Source organism: Streptomyces olivaceoviridis (assembly GCF_014650115.1).
Lineage (GTDB): Bacteria > Actinomycetota > Actinomycetes > Streptomycetales > Streptomycetaceae > Streptomyces > Streptomyces olivaceoviridis.
Window position 1 is genome coordinate 64794 of the sequence record NZ_BMUI01000017.1, and the last position, 24277, is coordinate 89070.

Genomic DNA, 24277 nt, shown 5'->3' on the forward strand with positions numbered 1-24277 from the left:
GCCCGGCGGCCCGGCCGCCGGGCCGAACGGGTGGGCGTACGGCGGCCGGTGCGCCCGTCAGTCCGCGGTCAGAAGCAGATCCGCCCACGCGCGACCGCGCAGGTCCGCGTCCCGCAGGATGTCCACCGCCGTGCAGGCCAGCGCCTCCACCACCGCCGTCAGCACCCCGCGGGCCCGCTGTGAGGCCGCGGCCTCGGCGAACTCCGGCGTGTGGTCGGAGCCGTCGGCGCCCATGATCGCGACGAACGGGTGGATGGCGGGCACCCGGCCGCTGACGTTGCCGATGTCGGAGGAGCCCAGATAGACGCCGGGCATGGGCGCGGTGAGCGCGATCCCGGCGCGGTCCAGGTGTCCGGCGAACCGCTCGGACAGCACCGAGCTGTCCCGGAAGTGCTCGTACCGCACGCTCGCGCGTTCCACCGTGACGGCCGTGCCGGTCGCCAGCGCCACCCCCTCGGCGGCGGTGCGCAGCTGTTCCGCCAGCTCGTCCAGGGCCGCCGTCGTGACCGCGCGCAGCCCGAAGCGGCCCTCGGCGTACTCCGGGACGATGTTCGTGGCCGTACCGCCCTGGGTGATGATCCCCTGGACATGGGACCCCTCCGGCAGCCGCCGCCCGAGTGCCGACAGGACGTTGAACAGCTCGATCAGCGCGGCGAGCGCGTCGATGCCCTCCGTCGGACTGCCCGTCGGGTGCGCGGCCCGGCCCCGGAAGCCGACCCGGTACTGCTCCTGCGCGGTCAGCGGCGCCCGCACCCAGTCGTACACCCCGGGGTGGAACATCAGGGCGGCGTCCACCCCGTCGAAGACCCCGGCCTCCACCTCCAGGGCCTTGCCGCCACCGCCCTCCTCGGCCGGCGTGCCCACCGCGAGGACCGTGCCCCCGGTGCCGTCCCGCACGGCCTCCGTGACGAGGGCCGCGCCGAGGCCCGCCGCCGCGATCAGGTTGTGCCCGCAGGCGTGCCCCAGCCCGGGCAGGGCGTCGTACTCCAGGGGGAAGGCCACCACCGGCCGCCCCTCGCCCGAACGGGCCGTGAACGCGGTCGGCAGACCCGCGGCCTCCCGCCGCACCGCGAACCCGGCGCGTTCCAGCTCGCCCGTGAGCAGCTTCACCGCGCGGTGCTCGGCGAACGCGGTCTCCGGGTCCGCGTGCAGGGCGGTCGCCACGGTCCACAGCGCGTCGGCGCGGCGCTCGGTCTCCTCCCGGATCCGCTGGTACAGCGACACGAGACCTCCTGGGGTTCGGCGGGCGTGTTCCGTGCCGGCCCGGGTTCCACCGAACGGCCTCCTGACACCGGCCGCGTGTTTGGGGAGCCCGGCCGGTGCAACACGGTGGATGCGGCACCCACCAGCTCAGGAGGACAGCCATGGATCACTCACGCGTACCCGTCCTGGAGGCTTTGCGGGAGTTCCGGCGGCGAGGAGACGTGGCGTACGGGCCACCGGGGCACAAGCAGGGCCGCGGCACCGATCCCCGGGTGGCCGAGATCCTCGGGCTGGACGTCTTCCGCTCCGATGTGCTCAGCCTCAACGGCCTGGACGACCGCCGCCAGTCCCAGGGCGTGCTGGAGCAGGCCCAGGAGCTGATGGCGGACGCGGTCGGCGCCGAGCACGCGTTCTTCTCCACCTGCGGCAGCTCCCTGTCCGTGAAGACCGCGATGTGCTCGGTCGCCGGACCGGGGGAGAAGCTGCTGCTGTCCCGCAACGCCCACAAGTCGGTCATCGCAGCGGTGATCATCAACGGTGTGGAGCCGATCTGGGTCCACCCCAAGTTCGACGCCGAACGGCACATGGCCCATCCGCCCGAGGCCGACGACGTGCGCGACCGGCTGCGCGAACACCCCGACGCCAAGGGCATGCTGCTGATCACGCCCACCGACTGGGGCACCTGCGCCGACGTGCGCGCGGTGGCCGACGCCTGCCACGCCTTCGACGTCCCGCTCATCGTGGACGAGGCATGGGGCGCCCACCTGCCCTTCCACCCGGAGCTGCCCGTCTGGGGCATGAACGCGGACGCCGACCTGGTCGTCACCAGCGTCCACAAGATGGGCGGCGCGATCGAGCAGAGTTCGGTGTTCCACCTCCAGCACGACCGGGTCTCGCCCACCGTGCTCAAACAGCGCGAGGACCTGCTCGGCACCACCAGCGCCTCCAGCCTGGTCTACGCGGCCCTCGACGGCTGGCGGCGGCAGATGGTGGAACAGGGGCATGACCTCCTGGACGCGGCGCTGCACCGGGCCGAGCGCGTCCGGGCCCTGCTGCGCGAGCTGCCGGGGCTGCGGGTGATGGGCGACGAGGTGGTTCAGCAGGACCTGGCCGCCGAGTTCGACCCCCTGAAGATCGTCGTCGACGTACGCGACCTCGGCATCAGCGGCATGCAGGCGGCCGAGTGGCTGCGGGCCAACTGCCACGTCGACGTGGGCGGCTCGGACACCTGCCGGATCAGTGCCTCCATCACCCACGCCGACGACGACGCGACCGAGAAACTGCTGGTGGAGTCCGTGCGCTCGCTGGTGGAACGCGCGGACACCATCGAGCCGCGGCCCGCCGTGCACCTGCCCGAGCCCCGCGCCCTGGAACTGGAGCAGGCGGTGCTGCCCCGCGAGGCCTTCTTCGGTCCCGCCGAGGACGTGCCCGCCGAGCGGGCCGTGGGCCGGATCGCCGCGGAGACGATCAGCCCGTACCCGCCGGGCGTGCCGGTCGTGGCGCCGGGCGAGGTGATCACCGCGGAGATCGTCGACTACCTGCGCAGCGGAATCGCCCACGGCTTCCTCATCCCGGACGCGGCGAACTCCTCCCTGGAGACCCTGCGGGTCGTGGCGCGCCCGTGACCGGCGGCCGAGGGGCCGTACTCCCGGCCGTACTCCCCTGCCCGTCCCGAACTGCGCCCGACGGGGTCAGCGCCTAGGGTGGCCTGTGCGGGCGGCCACCGGGTGACCGCCTGCCCCGGGTCAAGAAGCCGGCCCTGCTGACCAACACGTGCTCGGCAGGGGGCACTTGGCCCTGCCGGTGGTCCCCGGGCCCGGACCAGCGCGTCCGGCGGGCCTCCCGCCCCGGCAACGCGACAGGAGACGGCCCGACTTCACCCCGACCGGAAATCCCCGTGGTTCCCGGTTTCGGACGCCCCGGCCCGGGGACCTCGGTACGAACCCTGTCGTACCCCTTTTCATGCGACTTTCCATTCGACGTTCGCCCGGTACGTCCCTGGTGCCGGCCATGCCCCGGCGTGGGCAGCCGCGCCTCGGGCACCCGTCTCCCCCCCCAGCCGGGCCGCCCCGTGACCAGCGAAGGAATTGGAACTGATGAGCGAGACGAACCCTTTGAAGCGAGCGGCGGACAAGGTGGCGGACGCCTTGCAGGGCGGGCCGGCGGGCCCCGAGGACGGCATCCCGGGCAAGCCGGGACCCAAGTCGCCGCCGGTCGCCGAGCCGACCGACCCCCATGAGCCGTACCCGCCCAAGCCCGACCAGAGCGGCCCGGCCACCGTCTCGCCGACCGGGCAGCCGACCGGCGCCGACCAGGCGCGGATGGCACAGAGCGGCAGCTACCTGACCAACGCCCAGGGCACCCGGCTCTACGACACCGACCACTCCCTCAAGGCGGGCCCCCGCGGACCGGTGCTCCTCCAGGACCACCACCTGCGCGAGAAGGTCATGCACTTCGACCACGAGCGCATCCCCGAGCGCGTGGTCCACGCCCGCGGCGCCGGCGCGCACGGCGTCTTCCGCAGCTACGGCACCGCCGCCAACGTGACCAAGGCGGCCTTCCTCGCCGAGGACGTCGAGACACCGGTGTTCGTCCGCTTCTCCACCGTGCTCGGCTCCCGCGGCTCCTCCGACACCGTCCGCGACACCCGTGGCTTCGCGACGAAGTTCTACACCAGCGAGGGCGTCTTCGACCTCGTCGGCAACAACATCCCGGTGTTCTTCATCCAGGACGCCATCAAGTTCCCGGACGTCATCCACGCCGGCAAGCCGCACCCGGACCGGGAGATCCCCCAGGCGCAGAGCGCCCACGACACCTTCTGGGACTTCGTCACCCTGCACACCGAGGCCACCCACCACACCCTGTGGAACATGTCCGACCGGGGCATCCCGCGCTCCTTCCGCACGATGGAGGGCTTCGGCGTCCACACCTTCCGCCTGGTGAACGCCGAGGGCGGGACCACCCTGGTCAAGTTCCACTGGAAGCCGAAGCTGGGCGTGCACTCCCTGGTGTGGGAGGAGGCCCAGATCATCAACGGCGTCGACCCCGACTTCCATCGCCGGGACCTCGCCGACGCCATCGAGGCGGGCGCCTACCCGCAGTGGGAGTTCGGCATCCAGACCTTCCCCGACACCCCCGACCAGACCTTCGAGGGCATCGACCTGCTGGACCCGACGAACATCGTCCCCGAGGAACTGGCCCCCGTGCAGCCGATCGGGCTGCTCACCCTCGACCGCAACCCGTCGAACTTCTTCGCCGAGACCGAGCAGGTCGCCTTCCACGTCGGCCACCTCGTCCCCGGCATCGACATCACCGACGACCCGCTGCTCGCCGGCCGGCTCTTCTCCTACCTGGACACCCAGATCACCCGGCTCGGCGGCCCCAACTTCCCGCAGATTCCGATCAACAGGCCGCACTCACCCGTCAACGACATGCTGCGCGACGGCTTCCACCAGACGGCCGTCCACCGCGGTGTGGCCCCCTACCGCCCCAACTCCCTCGACGGCGGCTGCCCGTTCGCGCCCGGCGCCGGCCTCGACGGCGCGTACGTCGAGACGCCCGTGCGCATCCCGGAGACGACCAAGGTGCGCGAGGCACCCGAGTCGTTCGACGACCACTTCAGCCAGCCGCGCCGGTTCTGGCTCAGCATGAGCCCGCCCGAGCGCGAGCACATCATCGGCGCCTACACCTTCGAACTCGCCAAGTGCTACGAACAGGCCATCCGGGAACGGGCCCTGAAGGTCCTGGCCAACATCGACCCGGAGCTGTGCGAGGGCGTCGCCGCCGGCCTCGGCCTGTCCGCCCCCGCGCCGACGGTGCCGCTCGCCGACGTCGAGCCCAGCCCCGCCCTCTCCCAGGTCGGGCACACCTGGCCCACCGACGGCCGGATCATCGGCATCGTCACCGGCCCCGACGGCGACCTGGACGGCGTACGGGCCGTACGCCAGCAGGTGCTGGACGGCGGCATGGTCCCGCTGATCGTCGCACCGGCCGGCGGCACCCTCGGCGACGGCGCGGACGCCCTGACCGTGCAGCGGACCTACGCCACCGCGCGTTCCGTGGAGTTCGACGCGCTGCTGGTGGCCGGCACCCCCGGCGTGGGCGCCGACGCCTACGGAGCCCGGGACGCCAAGGCGGGTCAGCCCAACGGCCACCAGGCCACCCCCGACCCGCGGGTGGGGCTGCTGCTGGCGGAAGCCTTCCGGCACGGAAAGGCCATCGGCGCCGCCAAGGGCGGTCAGAGTGCCCTGGAGGCGGCCGGCATCCCGCTGGAGGCACCCGGTGTCGTCGCCGACGACACCGCCACCGCCGCGCTCCAGCAGCTCACCCAGCTGCTCGGCACCCACCGGGTCTGGGAACGCTTCCCGTCCGCCGCCTGACGGCCGTTCGGACATCCGTCCGGACCCGCCCTACGAGCGTCGGCCCCGCGCCGGCTCCCCCCGACACCGGGAGCCGGCGCGGGGCCGCTCACTCAAGGGTGGTGCGGCACAGCAACAGGCAGATGTCGTCGTCGTGTTCGGAGTCGTGCAGCATCGGCTTGAGCAGCGCGTCGGCCGCCCCGTCCAGATCCGCCAGATCCGACCGGCCGAGCGCCCCCATCGCCTGGGCGAGGCGGTCGATGCCCGCGTCGATCCCGGCCGACCGCCGCTCCACCAGCCCGTCCGTGTACAGCGCGAGCGTCGAGCCCACCGGAAGCTCCAGGGTGTGCTCCTCGTACGAGAACGCCATCGGAACCCCCAGCATGATCCCCGGTCTGGCCTCCAGCACCCGCACCTCGCCGTGCGGACCGCACGCGATGGCCGGCGGATGCCCGGCCGCCGCCCACACCACACCGGACTCCCCGGGCGTGAACCGGGCGATCGCACAGGTCGCGTACAGCTCCGGTTGCTGATGGCGGAGCATCCGGTGCAGCAGGGTGAGGATGCGCGCCGGGCCGTTGCCCTCGACGGCGTAGGCGCGCAGCGCGGTCCGCAGCTGGCCCATGATCACCGCCGCGCGCAGCCCGTGCCCCGTGACGTCCCCTATCACCGCCAGCACACTGCCGTCCGGCTGCGGAAACGCGTCGTACCAGTCGCCGCCGATGTTCAGACCGTGTGTCGCCGGCAGATAGCGCGCGGCCAGGTCGAGCCCCGGGGTGGCGGGCAGCTCGGTCAGCTGGGCCCGTTGCAGGGCCTCGGCCACGTCCCGGTGCTGTTCGTACTGGCGGGCGTTGTCCAGGGCGATGCCCGCCCGCCGGGCCAGTTCCAGCAGCATCACGGTGGTGTCCGGGTCGAAACGCTCGCCGGGCGCCGCCAGGGTCAGCACCCCCTGCACGGTGCGCGCGCCGAGCGGCAGGCACAGCAGCGGCCGGTCCGGGAAGAGCGCGGAGGCCGGCAGGTCGTCCACGCCGGGGAGGTCACCGGGGTGCGGGCCCGCGTGCTGCGGACGGCCGGTGCGCGCCGCCGTCACCGTGGCCGCCGCCCGCTCGGCCGGCGGGATCCGCTCGTCGTCCACGAACCAGACGTCGACGTGCCGCGCGTACTCCGGGACCAGCAGCTCGGGCAGCCGGCGCAGGATGTCCTCGTGATCGAGGGAGGCGTTCAGCACCGCGCTCGCGTTGGCCAGGAAGGTCAGCAGACGGCGGGCCTTCTCCGCCTCCGCGCGCGCCGCCCGCTCCGCGTCGAGGAGCTCACGCTGCGCCAGCGCCGCCGCCTCCAGCTCGGCGTGCAGGGCCAGCACGCCCTGGTTGGTCTGGTGCAGCTCCTCCCGGTGGAACCGCAGCAGCTTCTCCCGCTCCGCCAGGTGCGCCAGCAGGGCGGCGGTGTCCTCGTCGGCGCCCAGCACGGCCTCGGCGAGCGGGGCGTCGTCGAGGCCGGGCAGCGGGCCGGGCACGGGGGAGGGGCAGACGAGCGTGTGCTGCCACGGCTGCGGCCCGTCCAGGGCGACCCGCAGCTTGCCGTCCGCCTCGGCGGTCACGGCCAGGTCCGCGCCGCCGGCGTCGACGGCGCGGCGCAGCCGGGCGCCGAGCGCGCTCAGGAAGCGGGCGCGGTCGAGCGCGGGCACCCCGGCGTCCGTGGTGAGCCGCGCCAGCAGGGCACGGGCGCGGGCCGCGTCGGCGGCGCAGGCGATGGTCCAGTTCTCAGAGGCGGCTGTCATGGGCGCTGGTCCGGCGGTCGGGGGCCAGTACGGCCACACTGGTGTCGTCGCGTGCGGGGCGGGCCGGGCTGCCCGCGTCGCGCAGGATGGCCCCGGCCACCACCGACGGGTCGTGGGCGAGCAACAGGGGGTCCTCCGGCGGACGCCACCGGCTGGGCAGTCCGTCACTGTGCACGACGAGCAGGCTGTCCCGGCGCCACGGCACCCGGCGCACGGGCACGTGCGCCGGGAAGTACGCGCCGACGATCCCCGGATGGGAGACGAGGGACGTCCAGGAGTCCCCGGTGCGCACCCGGGCGCCGACGTTGCCGACGCCCGCGAAGCTGAGTTCCTCCCGCTCCGTGTCCACCTGGGCGACCGTGACCGCGGCGCCCCGGGTGGGCCGCAGCGCGGTGTGCAGCCGGCGCAGGATGTCGGCCGGCGGCAGATGGGCGGCGCCGCGCAGCTCCGCCACCGCCGCGGTGGAGGCGTGCGCGGCCTTCGGACCGTGCCCCAGACCGTCCGCGAGCAGCAGCGTCACCAGGCTCCCGGAGCGCACCCAGCTCCACGCGTCACCGCACTGCTCGGCCTGCGCGAGGGCGGTGGTGATCCCGCCCGCCGGCACCGGTGCCGCCGGTGCCCCGCGCCTGTCGGGTTCGGGGTCGATCCGCGCCGCCGCGACCGTACCCCGGCCCGGCAGGCTGTACAGGTGGAAGGCGTTGGCGCTGCGCTGACAACTGCCCAGACCCGCGCCGAGCGAGCCGGCAGCGGTGGACCAGCCGTCCCGCAGCGCGGCACCGACGTCGGCGATGCCCGGGCCGTGGTCGAGCGTGAAGAGCTGTACCGACACGGCCTCCCCGCCGACGGCCGACGCCGCCACCAGGTTGACCACCATGCGGCCCCCGCCGGCGTGCTTGAGCAGGTTGGTGGCCAGCTCGGTGGCGACCAGCTCCGCTGCCGACGTGCGCGCGGCGCCGAGGCCCGCCTGTCCGCACGCCTCACGGGCCGCGATCCGGGCGTCCCGGACACGCGTGGAGTCGTGCACCGGGATCTCCCACACCCGGCTCATCCCACCCCCGGACGCGACGCGGGCACCTGGGCCACCCAGGCGACGGCGGTGACGGTCGTGCCCCGGCCGGGCTCGGTGTCCACACTGAACTCGTGCACCAGCCGCTTCGCTCCGCTCAGCCCGAGTCCGAGGCCGCCGCCGGTGGTGTACCCGTCGGTCATGGCCAGTTCCAGGTCGCGGATGCCCGGACCGCTGTCGATGAAACTCATGCGCAGACCCCGGCTGCGGCCGTTGTCCAGCGGCGTGATCTCCGCCCGCCCGCCGCCGCCGTGCACCAGCGTGTTGCGGGCCAGCTCGCTAGCCGCCGTGACCAGCTTGGTCTGCTGCACCAGACCGAAGCCGAGTTGCGCCGCGCACTGCCGCACCTGCTGCCGGACCCAGGCCAGATCCGCGTCCGAGCCGATGGGCAGGCTCGTCGCGGATACCTGGCCGGACGACCGCATCAGCTCCCCCTCTGCGACAGCAGTTCCATGGCACGGTCGACGTCCAGCGCGGTGACCAGGCCGGGCAGGGTGAGCCCCAGCTCGACCAGGGTGATCGCCACGGCGGGCCGCATGCCGGCCAGGACCGTACGGGCGGCCAGCAGGCCGGCCGTGGAGGCGATCTCCGCCAGGACCCGGCCGAGGAACGAGTCGACGATGTCCACGCCGGAGATGTCGAGGACCACACCGGTCACCCGGCTGGTGGCGATGCGGTTGGTGATGTCGTGTTGCAGCTGCTCGGCCATGCCGTCGTGCAGCTCGCCCTGCAAGGAGACCAGCAGGACGTCGCCCAGGGCGAGTACCGGGACCTGGGACGGCTGGGCGGGAGTGGGCTGGTTCACCGGGCGCTCGCACCCGCGTCCGCACGGGACACCTCGATGCCCTGCTTGCCCAGCGCGTAGGCCAGCGCGTCGGACAGCGAGGCGCGGGTGAGCACCGAGCCCAGGTCGATGCCGAGCTGCACGATGGTCTGCGCGATGGCCGGGCGGATCCCGGACACGATGCACTCCGCGCCCATCAGGCGTGCCGCGGCCACCGTCTTCATCAGGTGCTGCGCGACGAGCGAGTCGACCGTCGGCACGCCGGTGATGTCCAGGATGGCGTAGCGGGCCCGCTGGTCGACGATGGCCTCCAGCAGCGACTCCATCACGACCTGGCTGCGCGCGCTGTCCAGCGTCCCGATCAGGGGTACGGCGACCGTGCCCTCCCACAACTTGATGACGGGGGTGGCCACTTCGAGCAGCTGCTGGCGCTGCCGCTCGATCAGCTCGGCGTTCGCGTCCAGCGCCGTCTCCATCACCACCAGGCGCAGCGTGCCGAGCAGCAGCGTCAGCGCCATCACGCACTCCTGCGCCTGTGGGGTGGCGGGGTCGGCGAACTCCTCGCGCAGCAGGTCGACCGCGGGCACGCGCAGGCCGGCCACCTCGTCGGCGATCTGGGCCGGGGTGGATCCGGTGCGGGTCCGGGTCTGGGTCATCCGCCCCAACTGGTCACGCACCGGCGCGAAGCCGGGCGCCGCGATGTCCTCCAGCCGTCCGCCGACGGCCACGTCGGACAGCGCCTCCACCACGGCCTTGCACGCCTCGACCGCCTCGTCACGGGAGACGGTGAAGACCGAGCGGAACAGGGGCGCGTCGGCCCAGCGCTGGGCGATCTGCTCCTTGCGCCGTTCCAGGAAGGCACTCACCACCTGCGGGGCCGATGCGGCCGCGTCCTGCTCGGGCACTCTCATCCTCTCCTCTCGCACAGCCAGGTCCGCCGGTCGGCCGGCTCCCCGTACCGATCATCGCCGACCGCCCACCGTAGCCTCCGCCGTCCGGCCGGGCCAAACCCGGTCTCGGCAACTTTCCCCAGGTCAGGGTCGTTTGACCAGGGACACCGCGCGGACCCCGCCGACAGCGGCGGCGCAGCCCGCCGCCGCCTCGGCCGGCGGGCCGGGGCCGCGCCCCCGGGCGCCGACACGGCCGGACGGCCCGGACGCCGGGTGCCGTCCCGGACGGGGAGGCCGACGTGACCGGGGGACGGGGGTGCCGGGCGGGCGGGGCCGAACGCCGCCGTGCCGTGGCGCGGGGCCGGTGCCGGGCGGTGGCCCGCGGTGTCGTGGTGTGGCGTGCGGGCGTGGCCAGGAGCCGCCCTGCCGTGGTGCCGCGTACGGGTCGGGCCGTGGGCCGCCACGCCGTGGTCCGGTGTGTGGGCCGTGCCGCAGGGCTTCGTGCCGTGGTTCGGCATGTGGGTCGTGCCGCAGGGCTTCGTGCCGTGGTTCGGTGTGTGGGTCGTGCCGCAGGACCTGGCGCCGTGGTCCGGTGTGTGGGCCGTGCCGTAGGACCTCGTGCCGCGGTGTGGAGCGTGGGGTTGCGTCGCGGCGCGGACCAGTCGGCGGGCAGGGGTGGGGGACGGCCCGGCCGTGCTCGGCCGCCGGCTCGTCCCGGTCTGCTTCCCGCGCACGTCGATTCGGCTCCTTCGGTGCGTTCACGTGGTGCCGGCCCGCCGGTGTGTGCCGCCGGGCCGGTGTCGGTGAGCCGCCTACCCCGAAACCCGCGGGACTCTCCTCGCTGTTGCGGACGTCACCCGTGCGTGCGACCGGCCGTGACCGCGGGGGTCAGTCGCGCGCCGGTGCCGGGGCCTCGGAGCGGACCGGTGCGGGGTCCGGCTGCGGAGAAGGGCGGCGACGGCGCAGCAGCAGGCGCCGTGCCGGACGCTCCACCCCCTCGTACAGGACCCAGGACAGGGCGAGCGACACGGTGAACGCGGCGGCGGTGACCGCGAGCCCCGCCAGGGCGCCGAAGTGCGGCTTCTTGCCCAGAAACTCCGTCACGGCGCGCAGGACCAACAGGTGGACCATGTAGAAGGCGAACGACAGCTCCCCCAGCCGTACCATCCGCCGGCGCCGCCACAGGGACGGCAGCCCGTGCAGGTCGGCGACCGCCGCCGCCGGGATGAGCAGGGCGAACCCGGCGATGGTGCACACGGTGGCGGAGTAGCCGGGCGTGACCTGAGGAACCATGAAGTAGCCGATGACGGCCAGGGCGAGCGAGGCCTCCAGGCCGGGTCCGCGCCAGCGGCCGAGCAGCACCAGCCGCGCGGTGACCGCGCCGAGCACGAACTCGGGCAGCCGCGCGGCCGGGAACGAGTAGATCGAGTAGGTCCACCAGTGGTGGGCGTCCGACCAGGCCAGCAGCAGGACCGCCGCCACCGACAGTCCGCCGAGCGCGGCCGACCCGCGCGCCCCGAGCCGGCGCAGCAGCAGGATCAGCGGCGGGAAGGCGGCGTAGAAGAACGCCTCGCAGGCCAGCGACCAGCTCACCGGGTTCAGCGTCTGCCACCACGGGCGCCACCAGGAGTGCAGCAGCAGCGCGTTCCCCAGCGTCTGCTTCGCCGTCGGCCGCGCCAGGTGCGTCAGCGTGTACGCCATGACGAGGGCGACGGCGAGGGTGGCCAGGTGCACCGGGTAGATCCGGGCGACGCGCCGCCGCCAGAAGGCGAGCGCCCGGTCGCGGGGCCGCGCCGACCAGGTCAGTACGAATCCGGACAGGACGAAGAAGAACGACACTCCGGTGGCGCCGGCACCGAAGGCCCACGACACGAGGCGGCCACCGGTGCCGCCGAACCAGCCGAAGTTGTGCACGTGCAGTCCGAACACCAGCAGCGCCGCCATCCAGCGCAGCCCGGTGAGAGACGGCAGGGCGGCCGGTGCGCCGGACCCGGCGGTCGCCGCGCCGGTCCGGACGGGTGGCGTCCGGAGCGCCGGGGTCGTCGCCGTGGTCATCACATCACCTGCCGCAGGGGGTTCGCGTGGGGCATGAAGGGGAACGTTGCCCGCCGGCCCCCGGTCCCTCACGCCGCACGGGAAACATCACACTGCTGCCGAACGACGGACCGCCGTCCGTGCCACGGACGGCGGTCCGGGCACACCCGCCCGGGTGAGCACGCACACCGCGGTGCCGGGTGCACCCCACGCCCCCGGACGGGTCAGCCGGCCGGCTCCTTGCCGATCCGCTCCAGCAGGAACGCCGATGTACCGCGGGAGATCGTCGCCGACCTGTGCGACCACGCGGGCGGACTCGTCCGGGACGGCATGGCCGTGATGGTCGTCCAACGCGACGGGGCGCCCGCCGCCGGCCGACGGACCCAGCCGCGCGGCCCGGCCCGGCCGGACGTCCCTCTCGACGGCCGCCTCCTTGACGGGTGCCGGATTTCTCGCCCGGGGCGGATCCATGTGCTCCGCGGGCTCATCTGCTGTGCGGCGTGCACCGACGGGCGTGCGGCGTGCGCACCGGGTCACCGGTGCGCGGGACCGCCCGGCTCGCCGCGCGGATCGCGCCCCTTCGGGGCACGATGATGCGGGAACGCCCGGGACCAGCCTTCGGTCGGCCGGGAGGGCGTATGCATACGCAAACGTCCGGCGCGTGGTGCGGCGGGCGGAAGGTGGGCGGGGAAGTGGACGTGGGGCGACGACAGACGGCCAAAATTGCACCGTTCGTTTTCTTGAATCCCTCGTGTTTTTGAGGATAGGTTCGGCCGCATGACCGCCTCCCCGACCCCGACCACCGCCGAGGAGCTCCGCGGTGCCGGCCTGCGCGTGACGGCAGCCCGCGTCGCGCTGCTGGAGACCGTCCGGGACGGAGACCACCTCGGCGTCGAGGCCGTCGCCTCCGGAGTCCGCGATCGCGTAGGCCACATCTCCCTGCAAGCCGTCTACGAGGCTCTTCACGCGCTGACCGCGGCGGGCCTCGTCCGCCGTATCGAGCCGGCCGGCCACCCGGCCCGGTACGAGGGGCGTGTGGGCGACAACCACCACCACGTCGTGTGCCGGTCCTGCGGCGCCGTCGCCGACGTCGACTGTGCCGTCGGCGACGCGCCCTGCCTGACCGCCGCGGACGACCACGGCTTCACCGTCGACGAGGCCGAGGTCGTGTACTGGGGCTTGTGCCCCGACTGTTCCACCGGCCGCAGTTCCTGAGCACCGAGTTCCGCACAGTTCGGAAGGAATTTCCATGACTGAGAACCATGACGCGATCGTCACAGACGCGAAGTCGGAGGAGGGGAGCGGCGGTTGCCCCGTCGCGCACGACCGGGCCCTGTACCCGGCCCAGGGTGGTGGCAACCGCCAGTGGTGGCCGGAGCGGCTCAACCTGAAGATCCTGGCGAAGAACCCGGCCGTGGCGAACCCGCTCGACGAGGACTTCGACTACGCCGAGGCCTTCAAGTCGCTTGACCTCGCGGCCGTGAAACGTGACATCGCCGAGGTGCTCACGACGTCGCAGGACTGGTGGCCCGCCGACTTCGGCAACTACGGCCCGCTGATGATCCGTATGGCCTGGCACAGCGCCGGCACCTACCGCATCAGTGACGGCCGCGGTGGCGCCGGGGCCGGCCAGCAGCGCTTCGCCCCGCTCAACAGCTGGCCGGACAACGGCAACCTCGACAAGGCCCGCCGTCTGCTGTGGCCGGTCAAGAAGAAGTACGGCCAGAGCATCTCCTGGGCCGACCTGCTGATCCTCACCGGCAACGTCGCCCTGGAGACCATGGGCTTCAAGACCTTCGGCTTCGGCGGCGGCCGAGCGGACGTCTGGGAGGCGGAGGAGGACGTCTACTGGGGTCCCGAGACCACCTGGCTGGACGACAAGCGCTACACCGGCGACCGCGAGCTGGAGAACCCGCTCGCCGCCGTGCAGATGGGCCTGATCTACGTCAACCCCGAGGGCCCGAACGGCAACCCGGACCCGATCGCCGCGGCCCGCGACATCCGTGAGACGTTCCGCCGCATGGCGATGAACGACGAGGAGACCGTCGCCCTGATCGCCGGCGGCCACACCTTCGGCAAGACCCACGGCGCCGGTCCCGCCGACAACGTCGGCCCCGACCCCGAGGCCGCCTCGCTGGAGGACCAGGGCCTGGGCTGGAAGAGCACCTACGGCACCGGCAAGGGCGGGGACGCCATCACCTCCGGCCTGGAGGTCACCTGGACCAGCACCCCGACCCAGTGGAGCAACGGGTTCTTCAAGAACCTGTTCGAGTTCGAGTACGAGCTGGAGCAGAGCCCGGCGGGCGCCCACCAGTGGGTGGCCAAGAACGCTCCCGAGATCATCCCGGACGCGCACGACCCGTCGAAGAAGCACCGCCCGCGGATGCTGACCACCGACCTGTCGCTGCGCTTCGACCCGATCTACGAGCCGATCTCCCGCCGGTTCTACGAGAACCCGGACGAGTTCGCGGACGCCTTCGCCCGCGCCTGGTACAAGCTCACCCACCGCGACATGGGCCCGAAGTCGCTGTACCTCGGCCCGGAGGTCCCGCAGGAGACGCTGCTGTGGCAGGACCCGCTGCCGGAGCGCGAGGGCGAGCTGATCGACGACGCGGACATCGCCACCCTGAAGACCAAGCTGCTCGAATCGGGCCTGTCCGTGTCCCAGCTGGTCACCACCGCGTGGGCGTCCGCCTCGACGTTCCGCGCCAGCGACAAGCGCGGCGGCGCCAACGGCGCCCGCATCCGCCTCGCCCCGCAGCGCGGCTGGGAGGTCAACGACCCCGACCAGCTGGCCCAGGTGCTGCGCACCCTGGAGAACGTCCAGCGGGAGTTCAACGCCTCCTCCGGCGCCAAGAAGGTCTCCCTGGCCGACCTCATCGTCCTCGGCGGCGCCGCCGCCGTGGAGAAGGCCGCCAAGGAAGCCGGCTACGAGATCCAGGTGCCGTTCACGGCGGGCCGTGTCGACGCGACCGAGGAGCAGACCGACGCCGAGTCCTTCGAGGCGCTGGAGCCGACCGCGGACGGCTTCCGCAACTACCTCGGCAAGGGCAACCGCGTGCCGGCCGAGTACCTGCTCCTCGACAGGGCGAACCTGCTGGGCCTGAGCGCCCCGGAGATGACCGTCCTCGTCGGCGGTCTGCGCGTCCTCGGCGCCAACCACCAGCAGTCGCAGCTCGGCGTCCTCACCACGACGCCCGGCGTCCTCACCAACGACTTCTTCGTCAACCTGCTCGACATGGGTACGGCGTGGAAGGCGACCTCCGAGGACCAGACCACGTTCGAGGGCCGCGACGCCGCCACCGGCGAGGTGAAGTGGGCCGGCAGCCGCGCCGACCTCGTCTTCGGCTCCAACTCCGAGCTGCGCGCGCTCGCCGAGGTGTACGCCGGCGACGACGCGAAGGAGAAGTTCGTCAAGGACTTCGTCGCCGCCTGGAACAAGGTCATGGACGCGGACCGCTTCGACCTCGTCTGACCGACCGGTTCCACCACGCCTGACCCGTTGAACAGCACGTCCGGGTCCGCCCCCGCTGGGCGGACCCGGACGTCCTGCTTTCCGGTGGGACCGGGCGTGTCAGTGGCCCAGCGCCGCCGCGCCCGCCCGCGCGTACCGCTCGTCCAGGTCGCCCGACGGAGCGCCCGCGACGCCGATGCCCGCGACCGGGGCGCCCTTGGCGGTCACCGGCGTGCCGCCCGCGAGGAACAGCGTGCCCGGGATGTCCTTCAGGGTCGGCGCCTGGGCCAGCCGCCCGGTCAGCTCGGAGGTCGGCGCGTTCCAGGACACCGCGGTGAACGCCTTGCGCTCGGCGGACACGTACGACTGCGGGCCCGCCCCGTCTCCACGCAGCGTGACCAGCGTGTTGCCGTTCCGGTCGACGACGGCCACGGACACGTGCCGGCCGTCCTTCTCGGCCGCCTCGATCGCGGCGCGCGCCGCCTTCGTCGCCGCGTCCAGGGTGAGGTGCGTGCTCTGGGTCAGCTCTCCGCCGCGGGCCGCGACGGGAGCGGCGGCGGGCGTGGCGTCCGTGGAGTCGGCGGCGTTGGCGGCCACCGTGCCGACCACACCGGCGCCGGCGACGGCCAGGGCGGCGCCGCCCACGAGAACGCGGGCACGCAGGGACGGCTTCTTACGGCTGGGCATGCTGAGGAACCTTCCGGTAGGGGCTGGGCCGGGGGCGGAGTCGCTCCCGGAACCGATCCTCGACCCGGTGCGGGCCGGGTTCCGTCGCCGGACCGGATGTCCTGGGGGTCATCCGATCGGATGACCCCGGAGGTTGGGGGGCGTGGGCACAATGGAGGGTGTTTGCCCAGTTCAGCGCGGAGAGGGAGGTGCTCGCGGTGGCCGTACCCGAGCGCGACGACACCCGTGCCCTCACCATCGTCATGCACACGGCGTTCTTCGTGCTGTTGTCCGCGTCCGTCGCCCGCTACCTGGCCCGGCACGCCGACGGACCGCACACCCCCTGGGTGATCGCCCTGTCCGCGCTGCTGGCCGCGCTCTACGTCCTCGGCCCCGCCCTCGGCACCCGGCCCACCCCGCGCCGCCTCACCTGGCTCGGCCTGGTCGTCGCCGCCTGGGCGCTCCTCGTGGTCCTCGCCCCGAGCTTCGCCTGGTGCGCGGTCCCGCTCTTCTACACCGGCCTGCGCACCCTCCCGCCGCGCACCGCGATCCCGCTGGTCGCGCTCCTCACCGCGCTCGCGGTGGCCACCCAGCTCGGCCTGGCCGGCTGGCCCGACCCGAACGTGCTCCTGGCACCGCCCGCGGTGGCCGCCGTGGCCACCACCGTGTTCGTCGTCATGCAGCGTCAGGCGGCCCGGCAGGACGCCCTGATCGACGACCTGGTCCGCACCCGGCGCGAACTCGCCGCCACCGAGCGTCGCGAGGGCACCCTCGCCGAACGCGAACGGCTCGCCCGGGAGATCCACGACACCCTCGCCCAGGGCCTGTCGAGCCAGCGCATGCTGCTCCAGGCGGCCGACCGTCTCTGGGAGACCGCGCCCGGCACCGCCCGCGACCACGTCCGTACGGCGGCGGCGATCGCCGAGCGCAGCCTCGCCGAGGCCCGCCGCTTCGTCCACGACCTGACCCCGGCCGACCTGGCCGAGGGCGGTGGCCTGCTCCAGGCCCTGCGCTCGGTCGCCGAGCGCGAGACGACACCCGCGCTCACCGTCCGCGTCCACACCGAGGGCAGCCCGCCCGTCCCGCTGCCCGCCCCCGTGGAGTCGGCCCTGCTGCGCATCGCCCAGGGCGCCCTCGCCAACGTCCGCGAACACGCGGCGGCCACCACCGCCACCCTCACCCTGACCTGCCTGGACGACCAGATCGTCCTCGACGTCACGGACGACGGCCGCGGCTTCGACCCGCGCACCCCGCCCACCCCCGGAGCCGCCCCGGCCGACGCACGCGGCCACGGCCTGCCCGCCATCCGCGCCCGCCTGAGCCAGCTGGGCGGCACCCTCACGATCGAGTCGGCGCCCGGTGAGGGCACCGCGCTGTCGGCGGCGATCCCGTTGGAGCCGAGATGACCCACACCCCCGAGACGGCCGCACCCGCACCGGTGCGCATCCTCGTCTGCGACGACCACGCCGTCGTACGCGCCGGACTGCTGGCGCTCCTGCGCAGCGCCCCGGACATCGAGGTCGTCGGCGAGGCCGGCAGCGGTGAGGAGGCGCTCGCCCTGGCGCGCAGGACCGCCCCGGACGTCGTCCTCATGGATCTCCAGCTGGGCGAGGGCATCGACGGCGTCGAGACCACCCGTCGACTGCGCGCCGAGCCGTCCGCCCCGCACGTCCTGGTCCTCACCACGTACGACACCGACGCCGACGTCACCCGTGCCGTCGACGCGGGCGCCACCGGCTACCTGCTGAAGGCCGAGCGCGCCGAGGACCTGTTCACGGCGATCCACGCCGCCGCCCAGGGTCGCCCGGCCCTCTCGCCCCCGGTCGCCGACCGCGTCATGTCCCGTCTCCGCAACCCGCGCCCCACCCTGACACCCCGCGAACGGGACATCCTCGCCCACCTCTCACGAGGCCTCTCCAACCACGCCATCGCCCGCGCCCTCTACATCAGCGAGGCCACGGTGAAGACACACCTGCGGCGCATCTACGACAAGCTCGGCGTGGACACGAGGGCGGGCGCGGTGGCGGTGGCGAAGGAACAACGGCTGCTGCCCTGACCGGTGTCACAGAGCGCCGGTCAGGACGACGCCCGCCGGGGCGCGGGGCGGTGTCCCTGTGCGGCTCCGCCGCGCGGGAGCGGCCGGCCACCGGAAACCCGCAGCCGTGCGGTGACTCTCCCGTACGGTGGCGCCGGCGCGCGACAGCCCCCTACTTCCGCAACGCCTCGAACGCCTCCCGCCCCGCCACCCCGATCGCGAGGTCGATGTCCGGAGCCAGCCCCGCCCGCCGCCCGGCCCGGGTCAGCGCGGCGATGGCCACCCGCTCCCCGGACTCCGCCTCGACGACCCCGATCTCGTGCCGGAGATGCAGGAACGTGCCCGTCTTCCCGCTCCACCGCAGCGTGTCCGTCCGCAACTCGCTCGCCAGCCGCTGCGTGAACACCTGGAGCCCCATCAGCCGGCGCAGCTCCGCCGTCGCCCCGGGGCCGGCGATGCCGTCGCACCACACGCGCTCCAGCAGGCCGACGAGCGCCGTGGCCGAGCCGGCGTTGGCATGAGCCGGGTCCAGGGTTTCGATGGTGTGCCGGCCGGCCCCCTCGTCCCGGACGGCCAGCTCCAGTGCCAGGGAGAAGTCGTTGCCGGCGGCACCGGCGGCGCACTCGTACAGGTGGTTCATCCGGTGCCGCATCCGGATCCCGTCGCAGCCCCAGGCGCGCAGCCGCGCGTCGACGTCCGCCACCGGCACCAGGCCCAGCAGCGCGTCCGCGGCGGCGTTGTCGCTCACCGACAGCATGAGCGCGAGCAGGTCGCCGACGGCCACGGTGGCCGGGTACCGGAAGGCGGCGAGCCCGGTGGGGCCGACGCTGCTGGTGCCGGGATCCACCGTGACCGGGTGCGCGGGGTCGAGGTCCCCGTGCGCGATCCGGTCCAGTACGACCAGGGCGAGCGGGACCTTCACCACCGACGCCAGGGGAGTCGGCTCCTCGATGTCGAAACCGAGTTGCTCACCGGTGCCGAGGTCACGGGCGAGGAAGGAGCCACGGACGCCGAGCGCCGCCCAGTCCGCGGCGATGCCCTCGGCGACATCGAGCAGGGCCCGGTCGTCACCGACGTACACCGGCCGGTGCGCCGGTGCCGCGCTGCTCGGTGAGCGGTGTGCGGTACTCATCGGCGAGGCGCCCGTCGTGCCGCCAGGCATGGCGTCTGCCGCGCTCGCCGGGGAGCCGCCCGCCGTGTCTCTCCCGGTGAGCTGCCCACCGGGTTCCTCGGCGAGCCGTCTGCCGTGTTCATCCGCGAACCCCTTCCCGCACTCGTCCGCGAACCCCTTACCCCACTCATCCCCGAGCCCTTCCCGCCCTCATCCCCGAGCTCCCGCCCCGTTCACCCGCGAGCCGCCAGCCGCGCGCGAGCGTCCTCGGTGCCGGCCCCCGCCCCCGGCCCCCCGTGCCGGGCAGACGTGGCGTCCACGGCGGACGCCAGCAGTGTGGCCAGCCAGCCCGGTACGGCTCCCGCGCTGTCGCGGCCCCGGGCGGCGCTCACGTCGTACCCCCGGTGCAGGGCGGGGTCGGCGAGGGGTCTCCAATGGGCCCCGTGCTGCCGTGCGAACGGCTCGGTGCACAGCAGCAGCGCGCTCCCCGCGAGCGTCTCGGCGAGCGCGGTGGCCGCCGGTCCGGCCGGCCGGATCCGGCTCTCGGGCAGTCCGGCGCGCGCGGCTGCCCGGTACAACCGCTCCTCGAAGTACGGCACTTGGTCCTCCGTCAGGAGCAGCAGCGGCGGTGGTGCGGCGGGCCCGGCGGCGCGACCGCGGCGTGGCCGTAGCTCTTCGAGGTGGACCGCACGCTCCGCGGCCCCGCCTCCGCTGCCCTCCGGCACCGGCGCGGACGCCAGCCCCAACGGCACCCGGAACGCGGCCCCTTCCGGAGGATCGCGCACCAGCGCGTACCCGAGCGAGCCGTCGGCCAGCCCGGAAGCCCGCTCCAGGGGCGGCAGTTCCCGCATGCCGAGGGTGATCCCGTGCTCGGTGCCGGCGCGGAGGGCCCGGGCCAGCGCGGCGGGCGCGCAGTCCGCGGGCACACCGACGGCGCACACCCGGGACCGCCGGGCCGAGCGGGCGACCTGCCGCAGCCGCTGGGCCCGGTCCAGCACGTCCCGGGCGTACGGGAGCAGCAGCAGGCCCAGCTCGGTGGTCACGATCTGCCGCCGCGACCGGTCGAAGAGCGAGCCGCCGAAGTGCTCCTCCAGCGTCTTGATACGACGGCTGAGCAGCGGCTGGGCGATTCCGAGCCGGTCGGCCGCCCGGGAGAAGCTCGCCTCGTCGGCCGTCGCCACGTACGCCTCCAGGTGTGCCAGGAGATCCACCCTGCACTCATATCAATACGGTATGGGATCTTCAAAGTTCCCTCTTGGACATGAGTGGCCTCCCGCTGTTTCGCTGTCCCCGTCGACGGCCGCCGGCGAAGACCGACGCCGGAGTGGACGCCGCCGACCGACCCCGCCGACCGACCCCGATGACGGGCCGACCTGGGAGGACCTCACCCATGACCGATCTCGACCGCCCCACCCTGCTGCCGCGCCGCCGCCTGATCAAGGCCGGCCTCGCGCTCACCGGCGCCGCCGTGACCACCACCGCCCTCTCCGCGCCCGCCGCCTCCGCGAGCCCGGACGCCGCATCACGCGCCGGACAGGCCGAGCTGGCCGAGCTGGAGCGACGCTACGGTGCCCGGCTCGGCGTGTACGCGCGCAACGTCCGTACCGGGCGGACCGTGTCCCACCGGGCGGGGGAGCGGTTCGCGATGTGCTCCACGTTCAAGGCGTTCGCCGCGGCGGCGGTCCTGCGCGACGGGGCCGGGTGCGCGCCGCTGGACCGGGTGGTGCACTACCCGCCGCACGACCTCCTGCCCCACTCCCCGCGCACGGAGGAGAACCTGGCGACCGGCATGACCGTGGCCGACCTCTGTGCGGCGGCGATCCAGTACAGCGACAACGCGGCCGGCAACCTGCTGCTGCGGGAGCTGGGCGGCCCGGCCGGACTCACCCGCTTCTACCGGTCGCTCGGCGACGAGGTGAGCCGGCTCGACCGGTGGGAGCCTGAGCTGAACACCGCGATCCCCGGGGACCTGCGCGACACGACCACCCCGGAGGCGATCGCCGCGAGTCTGGAGCGCGTCACCCTGGGCCGGGCGCTGGCCCGCGCCGACCGCGAGCGGTTCGTCGGCTGGCTGAAGGGCAACACCACGAGCTCGGCACGGTTCCGCAAGGGGCTGCCGAAGGAGTGGGTCGTGGCGGACAAGACCGGTACCGGCGACTACGCGACCGCCAACGACATCGGCGTGGCCTGGACGACCCGGCGGACCCCGGTCGTGCTGGCGGTGCTCTCCGGCAAGACCACCCCGGACGCTCCGGTGGACGAGGCGCTGATCGCCGACGCGGCGGCCGTCGTGGCCCGCGCCCTCGCCCCTGGCGAGTAACTCGGGGCGGCAGCCCGGGAATTCAACGGCACGCTGAGCGACGGCACCGTCGACTCCAACGGCGACCGCAACGGCTACAAGCTCGGCGGCGACGACATCGCCGTGAGTTCTGGACCGGCACCAACGGCTCCCGTTGCCACCGCTCCACGGTGAGGGGAAGCGCCGCTCAGCCGACGAGGTCGCCGGGGGACACCGGGTGGGCCTCCAGGTCCGTCGCGGCCAGCAGGTCGGCGATCAGCTCCGGCGAACCGCCGACATACGTGCTCACCAGGTCCACGTCTCCGCCCACGATCCAGGCGCGGTCCTGCGGCCACCACAGGTCGGGGAGCTCGGCGAACTCGTCCAGCGTCACCGGGGAGACGGCGTCGGCCAGCCGGCCGGCCAGCAGGACCTCGTCCCGGCCCGGCGTCCCGAACGTGGCGAACCGGCCCCAGTCCCAGCGGCCGTACCCGCACCACAGCCCGAACCAGCACCGGTCCGGGGTCCCCGTGTGCCGGGCCAGGACGGGCAGCAGCGCCCGTGCCACGTCCGGCGGGGTCGGCCCCTGTCCGGGGTGCTCGTCCCACACGCCGGACAGGCCGTGGTCGGAGCGGTCGACGTGGTCCTGGTCCGCCCCGATCACCTCGTGCCAGCGGGTGACCGGAGTGACGCGCGTGCCGTGGGCGGCGGCCACCGTCGACCAGCGCACCGGCCGCTCGTCCAGCTGGGCCGGGTGCAGGATCCGTGCGTAGGCGGCGAAACCGGGCGCGGCGACGCCCGCCACGGTGCCGAGCGCGCCCAGTTCCGATCGGGTCAGCCAGTCGGCGGGGGAGAGGTCGTCGGCCCGCACCCGCAGCCGGCCGTACCACTGCGGAGCGGGGTCCTGGTCGACCAGGGGGTAGTCGTTCACTTCCACAGTGTGCCGTGCCACCACCCGCGGCGGCCGACCGGGCGGGCCGGGGCCGGGCCCCGGCCCGCCCGCCCGCGACGACGATCCTACCGACCCGGTGCCGATGGGCCCCGGTGTGCCACATACCCCCCGGTCACCGTCAACACCACCGGCGCGTCCGTGAGTTCGTCGGCGGACGCCCGTACGGGGTCCACGGACAGCGCGGTGAGGTCGGCGCGGTGGCCGGGCGCGATCCGGCCCGCGACGCCGGCCTCGCCGGCGGCGGTGGCCGCATGGCTGGTGCAGCCCTCCAGCGCCTGTACCGCCGTGAGGCCCGGCCGGTGCGCGGCCATGCCCTTGGGCCGGCGGGCCGTCGCCAGTACGGCCCGCACGTCGTAGTGCGCGATGGGCCAGTCCGAGCCGAGGGCCACCGTGGCCCCGGCCTCCCGCAGGTCCCGCAGCCGCCAGGCGCGGGCCGCCCTGTCACCGCCCAGCCGGCGCGACCACTCATCGGTGGCGTCGTCACGGGTGTAGCCGGTGTGCGGCGGTTGCAGGGAGGCCGCGACCCCCAACTCGGCGAACCTGGGCAGGAGTTCGTCGGGTGCCGTCTCGATGTGCTCGATCCGGTGCGCGCCGTGCCCGCTCGGGCCCAGCGAGGCCACGGTGTCCAGGACGTGCCGGACGGCGGCGTCCCCGATGGCGTGCGTGGCCGTGCGGACACCGGCCGCGTGCAGGGTGCGCACCGCCTCGGCGTACGCGTGCGGGTCCGGCCAGAACGCGTCGGTGCCCTGGCCGTGGCAGTCCGGGTGCTCCAGCCAGGCGGTGCCGCCCTCCACGGTGCCGTCCATGAAGAACTTCACCCCGCCGACCACCCAGTGCAGGCCGCCCCTGCCCTGGACCTCGATCAGCTCCCGCAGGGCATCGGCGTCCGCGCCCGGCATGCACCAGGGCGCGAACCGCAGCCGCACCGGCAGCACCGTCTCCCGTGCCACCGCCGCCACCAGGTCCAGGTCGCCGCCGTCCATCACATGCGCGCCGGTCAGCCCGGTCGCGGCCATGGCGGACAGCAACTCCACCAGCCGGGCCCGCCGTTCGGCGTACGAGGACCGGGGGACGACGTCCGCCACCAGGTCCATCGCCGCGTGCTCCACCAGATGCCCGGTGGGCCGGCCGGACGCGTCGCACACCACCTGGGCGCGCTGGTCGAAGGCGCGCGGACCGGTCACCCCCGCGGCGGCCAGCGCCGCCTCATTGGCGAGGGCGGAGTGGCCGTCGTACAGGCGCAGGAAGGCCGGGGTGCCGTCCAGGACGTCCGCCACCAGCTCGTGGTGGACCGGGCGGCCCTCGAAGGCGTTGTGGTCCAGGCCGTAGCCCACCACCCAGCCGTCCACCCGTTCGGCCCCGGCGAGCGCCGCGCGCAGTCCGGCCAGGTCCGTCACCCCCGACAGGTCGGTGCCGGTCGCCATGTCGAGCCCCCACACGGGGTGGCTGTGGGCGTCGACGAGGCCCGGCACGAGGTGCGCGCCGTGCAGGTCGACGACCTCCGTGCCGGGGCCGCGCCAGTCCCGTACGTCGTCCGCCGTTCCCACCGCGGTGATCACCCCGTCGTGCAGGGCGACGGCCGTGGCGGTGGGGCGGGCCGGGTCGAGCGTGCGTATCTGGGCACCGGCGAGAATCAGATCGGCAGCGGGCATGCCGGGAACTCCCTTGT

The 24277-nt window shown here is 74.1% G+C and carries 20 protein-coding genes; 8 read left to right on the plus strand and 12 right to left on the minus strand.

Features of this window, described 5'->3' with window-relative positions; all coding sequences use genetic code 11:
• Positions 1-57: 57 nt before the first annotated feature.
• Positions 58-1224, minus strand: a complete 1167-nt coding sequence (locus IE273_RS27980) for an amidohydrolase (protein ID WP_189817949.1) — start codon at positions 1222-1224, stop codon at positions 58-60.
• A gap of 140 nt (positions 1225-1364) precedes the next feature.
• Here IE273_RS27980 and IE273_RS27985 point away from each other — a divergent pair, with 140 nt between their 5' ends.
• On the plus strand, positions 1365-2828 hold the full coding sequence (locus IE273_RS27985; RefSeq protein WP_189817950.1) for an aminotransferase class I/II-fold pyridoxal phosphate-dependent enzyme: 1464 nt from the start codon (positions 1365-1367) through the stop codon (positions 2826-2828).
• Between the two features lie 471 nt (positions 2829-3299).
• Positions 3300-5582, plus strand: coding sequence for a catalase (locus IE273_RS27990; RefSeq protein WP_189817951.1), 2283 nt, complete (start codon positions 3300-3302; stop codon positions 5580-5582).
• 88 nt (positions 5583-5670) lie between these two features.
• Here IE273_RS27990 and IE273_RS27995 read toward each other — a convergent pair whose 3' ends face one another.
• The 5 genes from IE273_RS27995 to IE273_RS28015 are packed head-to-tail and all read right to left on the minus strand — an operon-like array spanning position 5671 to position 10099.
• Positions 5671-7338, minus strand: coding sequence for a PP2C family protein-serine/threonine phosphatase (locus tag IE273_RS27995; RefSeq protein WP_189817952.1), 1668 nt, complete (start codon positions 7336-7338; stop codon positions 5671-5673).
• Positions 7322-8386: an ATP-binding SpoIIE family protein phosphatase gene (locus tag IE273_RS28000; RefSeq protein ID WP_189817953.1), complete on the minus strand. Its 1065-nt coding sequence runs from the start codon at positions 8384-8386 to the stop codon at positions 7322-7324. The genes IE273_RS27995 and IE273_RS28000 overlap by 17 nt, the downstream gene beginning before the upstream one ends.
• Positions 8383-8829: an ATP-binding protein gene (locus IE273_RS28005; RefSeq protein ID WP_189817954.1), complete on the minus strand. Its 447-nt coding sequence runs from the start codon at positions 8827-8829 to the stop codon at positions 8383-8385. The genes IE273_RS28000 and IE273_RS28005 overlap by 4 nt, the downstream gene beginning before the upstream one ends.
• Entirely contained in the window at positions 8829-9209 is a 381-nt protein-coding gene (locus IE273_RS28010; RefSeq protein WP_058083291.1) for an STAS domain-containing protein, read from the minus strand. Before IE273_RS28010 ends, IE273_RS28005 begins: the two co-directional genes overlap by 1 nt.
• Entirely contained in the window at positions 9206-10099 is an 894-nt protein-coding gene (locus IE273_RS28015; protein WP_189817955.1) for an STAS domain-containing protein, read from the minus strand. The genes IE273_RS28010 and IE273_RS28015 overlap by 4 nt, the downstream gene beginning before the upstream one ends.
• A 378-nt stretch (positions 10100-10477) precedes the next feature.
• Between IE273_RS28015 and IE273_RS28020 the strand changes: the two genes are divergently transcribed.
• Positions 10478-10690, plus strand: a complete 213-nt coding sequence (locus IE273_RS28020; protein WP_189817956.1) for a hypothetical protein — start codon at positions 10478-10480, stop codon at positions 10688-10690.
• Between the two features lie 276 nt (positions 10691-10966).
• Here the strand turns inward: IE273_RS28020 and IE273_RS28025 are convergent, their stop codons facing one another.
• Entirely contained in the window at positions 10967-12133 is a 1167-nt protein-coding gene (locus IE273_RS28025) for an acyltransferase family protein (RefSeq protein ID WP_189817957.1), read from the minus strand.
• Positions 12134-12889: 756 nt separating this feature from the next.
• Between IE273_RS28025 and IE273_RS28030 the strand changes: the two genes are divergently transcribed.
• Together IE273_RS28030 and katG are read left to right on the plus strand one after the other, a co-directional pair.
• Complete coding sequence (locus tag IE273_RS28030) at positions 12890-13327, plus strand: Fur family transcriptional regulator (RefSeq protein WP_189817958.1); 438 nt, start codon at positions 12890-12892, stop codon at positions 13325-13327.
• 34 nt (positions 13328-13361) lie between these two features.
• Complete coding sequence (gene katG, locus IE273_RS28035; protein ID WP_189817959.1) at positions 13362-15587, plus strand: catalase/peroxidase HPI; 2226 nt, start codon at positions 13362-13364, stop codon at positions 15585-15587.
• Between the two features lie 99 nt (positions 15588-15686).
• Here katG and IE273_RS28040 read toward each other — a convergent pair whose 3' ends face one another.
• Positions 15687-16253 carry a GlcG/HbpS family heme-binding protein gene (locus IE273_RS28040; RefSeq protein ID WP_014676809.1) on the minus strand — a complete coding sequence of 189 codons (567 nt, stop codon included), beginning with the start codon at positions 16251-16253 and terminating at the stop codon, positions 15687-15689.
• A 188-nt stretch (positions 16254-16441) separates the two neighbouring features.
• Between IE273_RS28040 and IE273_RS28045 the strand changes: the two genes are divergently transcribed.
• Together IE273_RS28045 and IE273_RS28050 are read left to right on the plus strand one after the other, a co-directional pair.
• Positions 16442-17638 (plus strand): sensor histidine kinase, encoded by a 1197-nt coding sequence (locus IE273_RS28045; protein WP_189818063.1) that lies wholly within the window; start codon positions 16442-16444, stop codon positions 17636-17638.
• Positions 17635-18288: a response regulator gene (locus tag IE273_RS28050; protein ID WP_189817960.1), complete on the plus strand. Its 654-nt coding sequence runs from the start codon at positions 17635-17637 to the stop codon at positions 18286-18288. Before IE273_RS28045 ends, IE273_RS28050 begins: the two co-directional genes overlap by 4 nt.
• A 151-nt stretch (positions 18289-18439) precedes the next feature.
• On the opposite strand, the gene IE273_RS28055 is transcribed toward IE273_RS28050, so the two are convergent.
• Positions 18440-19399: a serine hydrolase gene (locus IE273_RS28055; protein ID WP_229887627.1), complete on the minus strand. Its 960-nt coding sequence runs from the start codon at positions 19397-19399 to the stop codon at positions 18440-18442.
• A gap of 212 nt (positions 19400-19611) precedes the next feature.
• The gene (locus tag IE273_RS28060) at positions 19612-20589 is read right to left on the minus strand and encodes a LysR family transcriptional regulator (protein WP_189817962.1); all 978 of its coding nucleotides are present in this window, start codon (positions 20587-20589) and stop codon (positions 19612-19614) included.
• Between the two features lie 179 nt (positions 20590-20768).
• Between IE273_RS28060 and bla the strand changes: the two genes are divergently transcribed.
• Positions 20769-21698, plus strand: coding sequence for a class A beta-lactamase (gene bla, locus IE273_RS28065; protein ID WP_189817963.1), 930 nt, complete (start codon positions 20769-20771; stop codon positions 21696-21698).
• 166 nt (positions 21699-21864) lie between these two features.
• Here the strand turns inward: bla and IE273_RS28070 are convergent, their stop codons facing one another.
• The gene (locus tag IE273_RS28070; protein ID WP_229887629.1) at positions 21865-22587 is read right to left on the minus strand and encodes a hypothetical protein; all 723 of its coding nucleotides are present in this window, start codon (positions 22585-22587) and stop codon (positions 21865-21867) included.
• An 86-nt stretch (positions 22588-22673) separates the two neighbouring features.
• Positions 22674-24260, minus strand: a complete 1587-nt coding sequence (locus IE273_RS28075; protein WP_189817965.1) for an amidohydrolase — start codon at positions 24258-24260, stop codon at positions 22674-22676.
• Positions 24261-24277 lie beyond the last annotated feature (17 nt).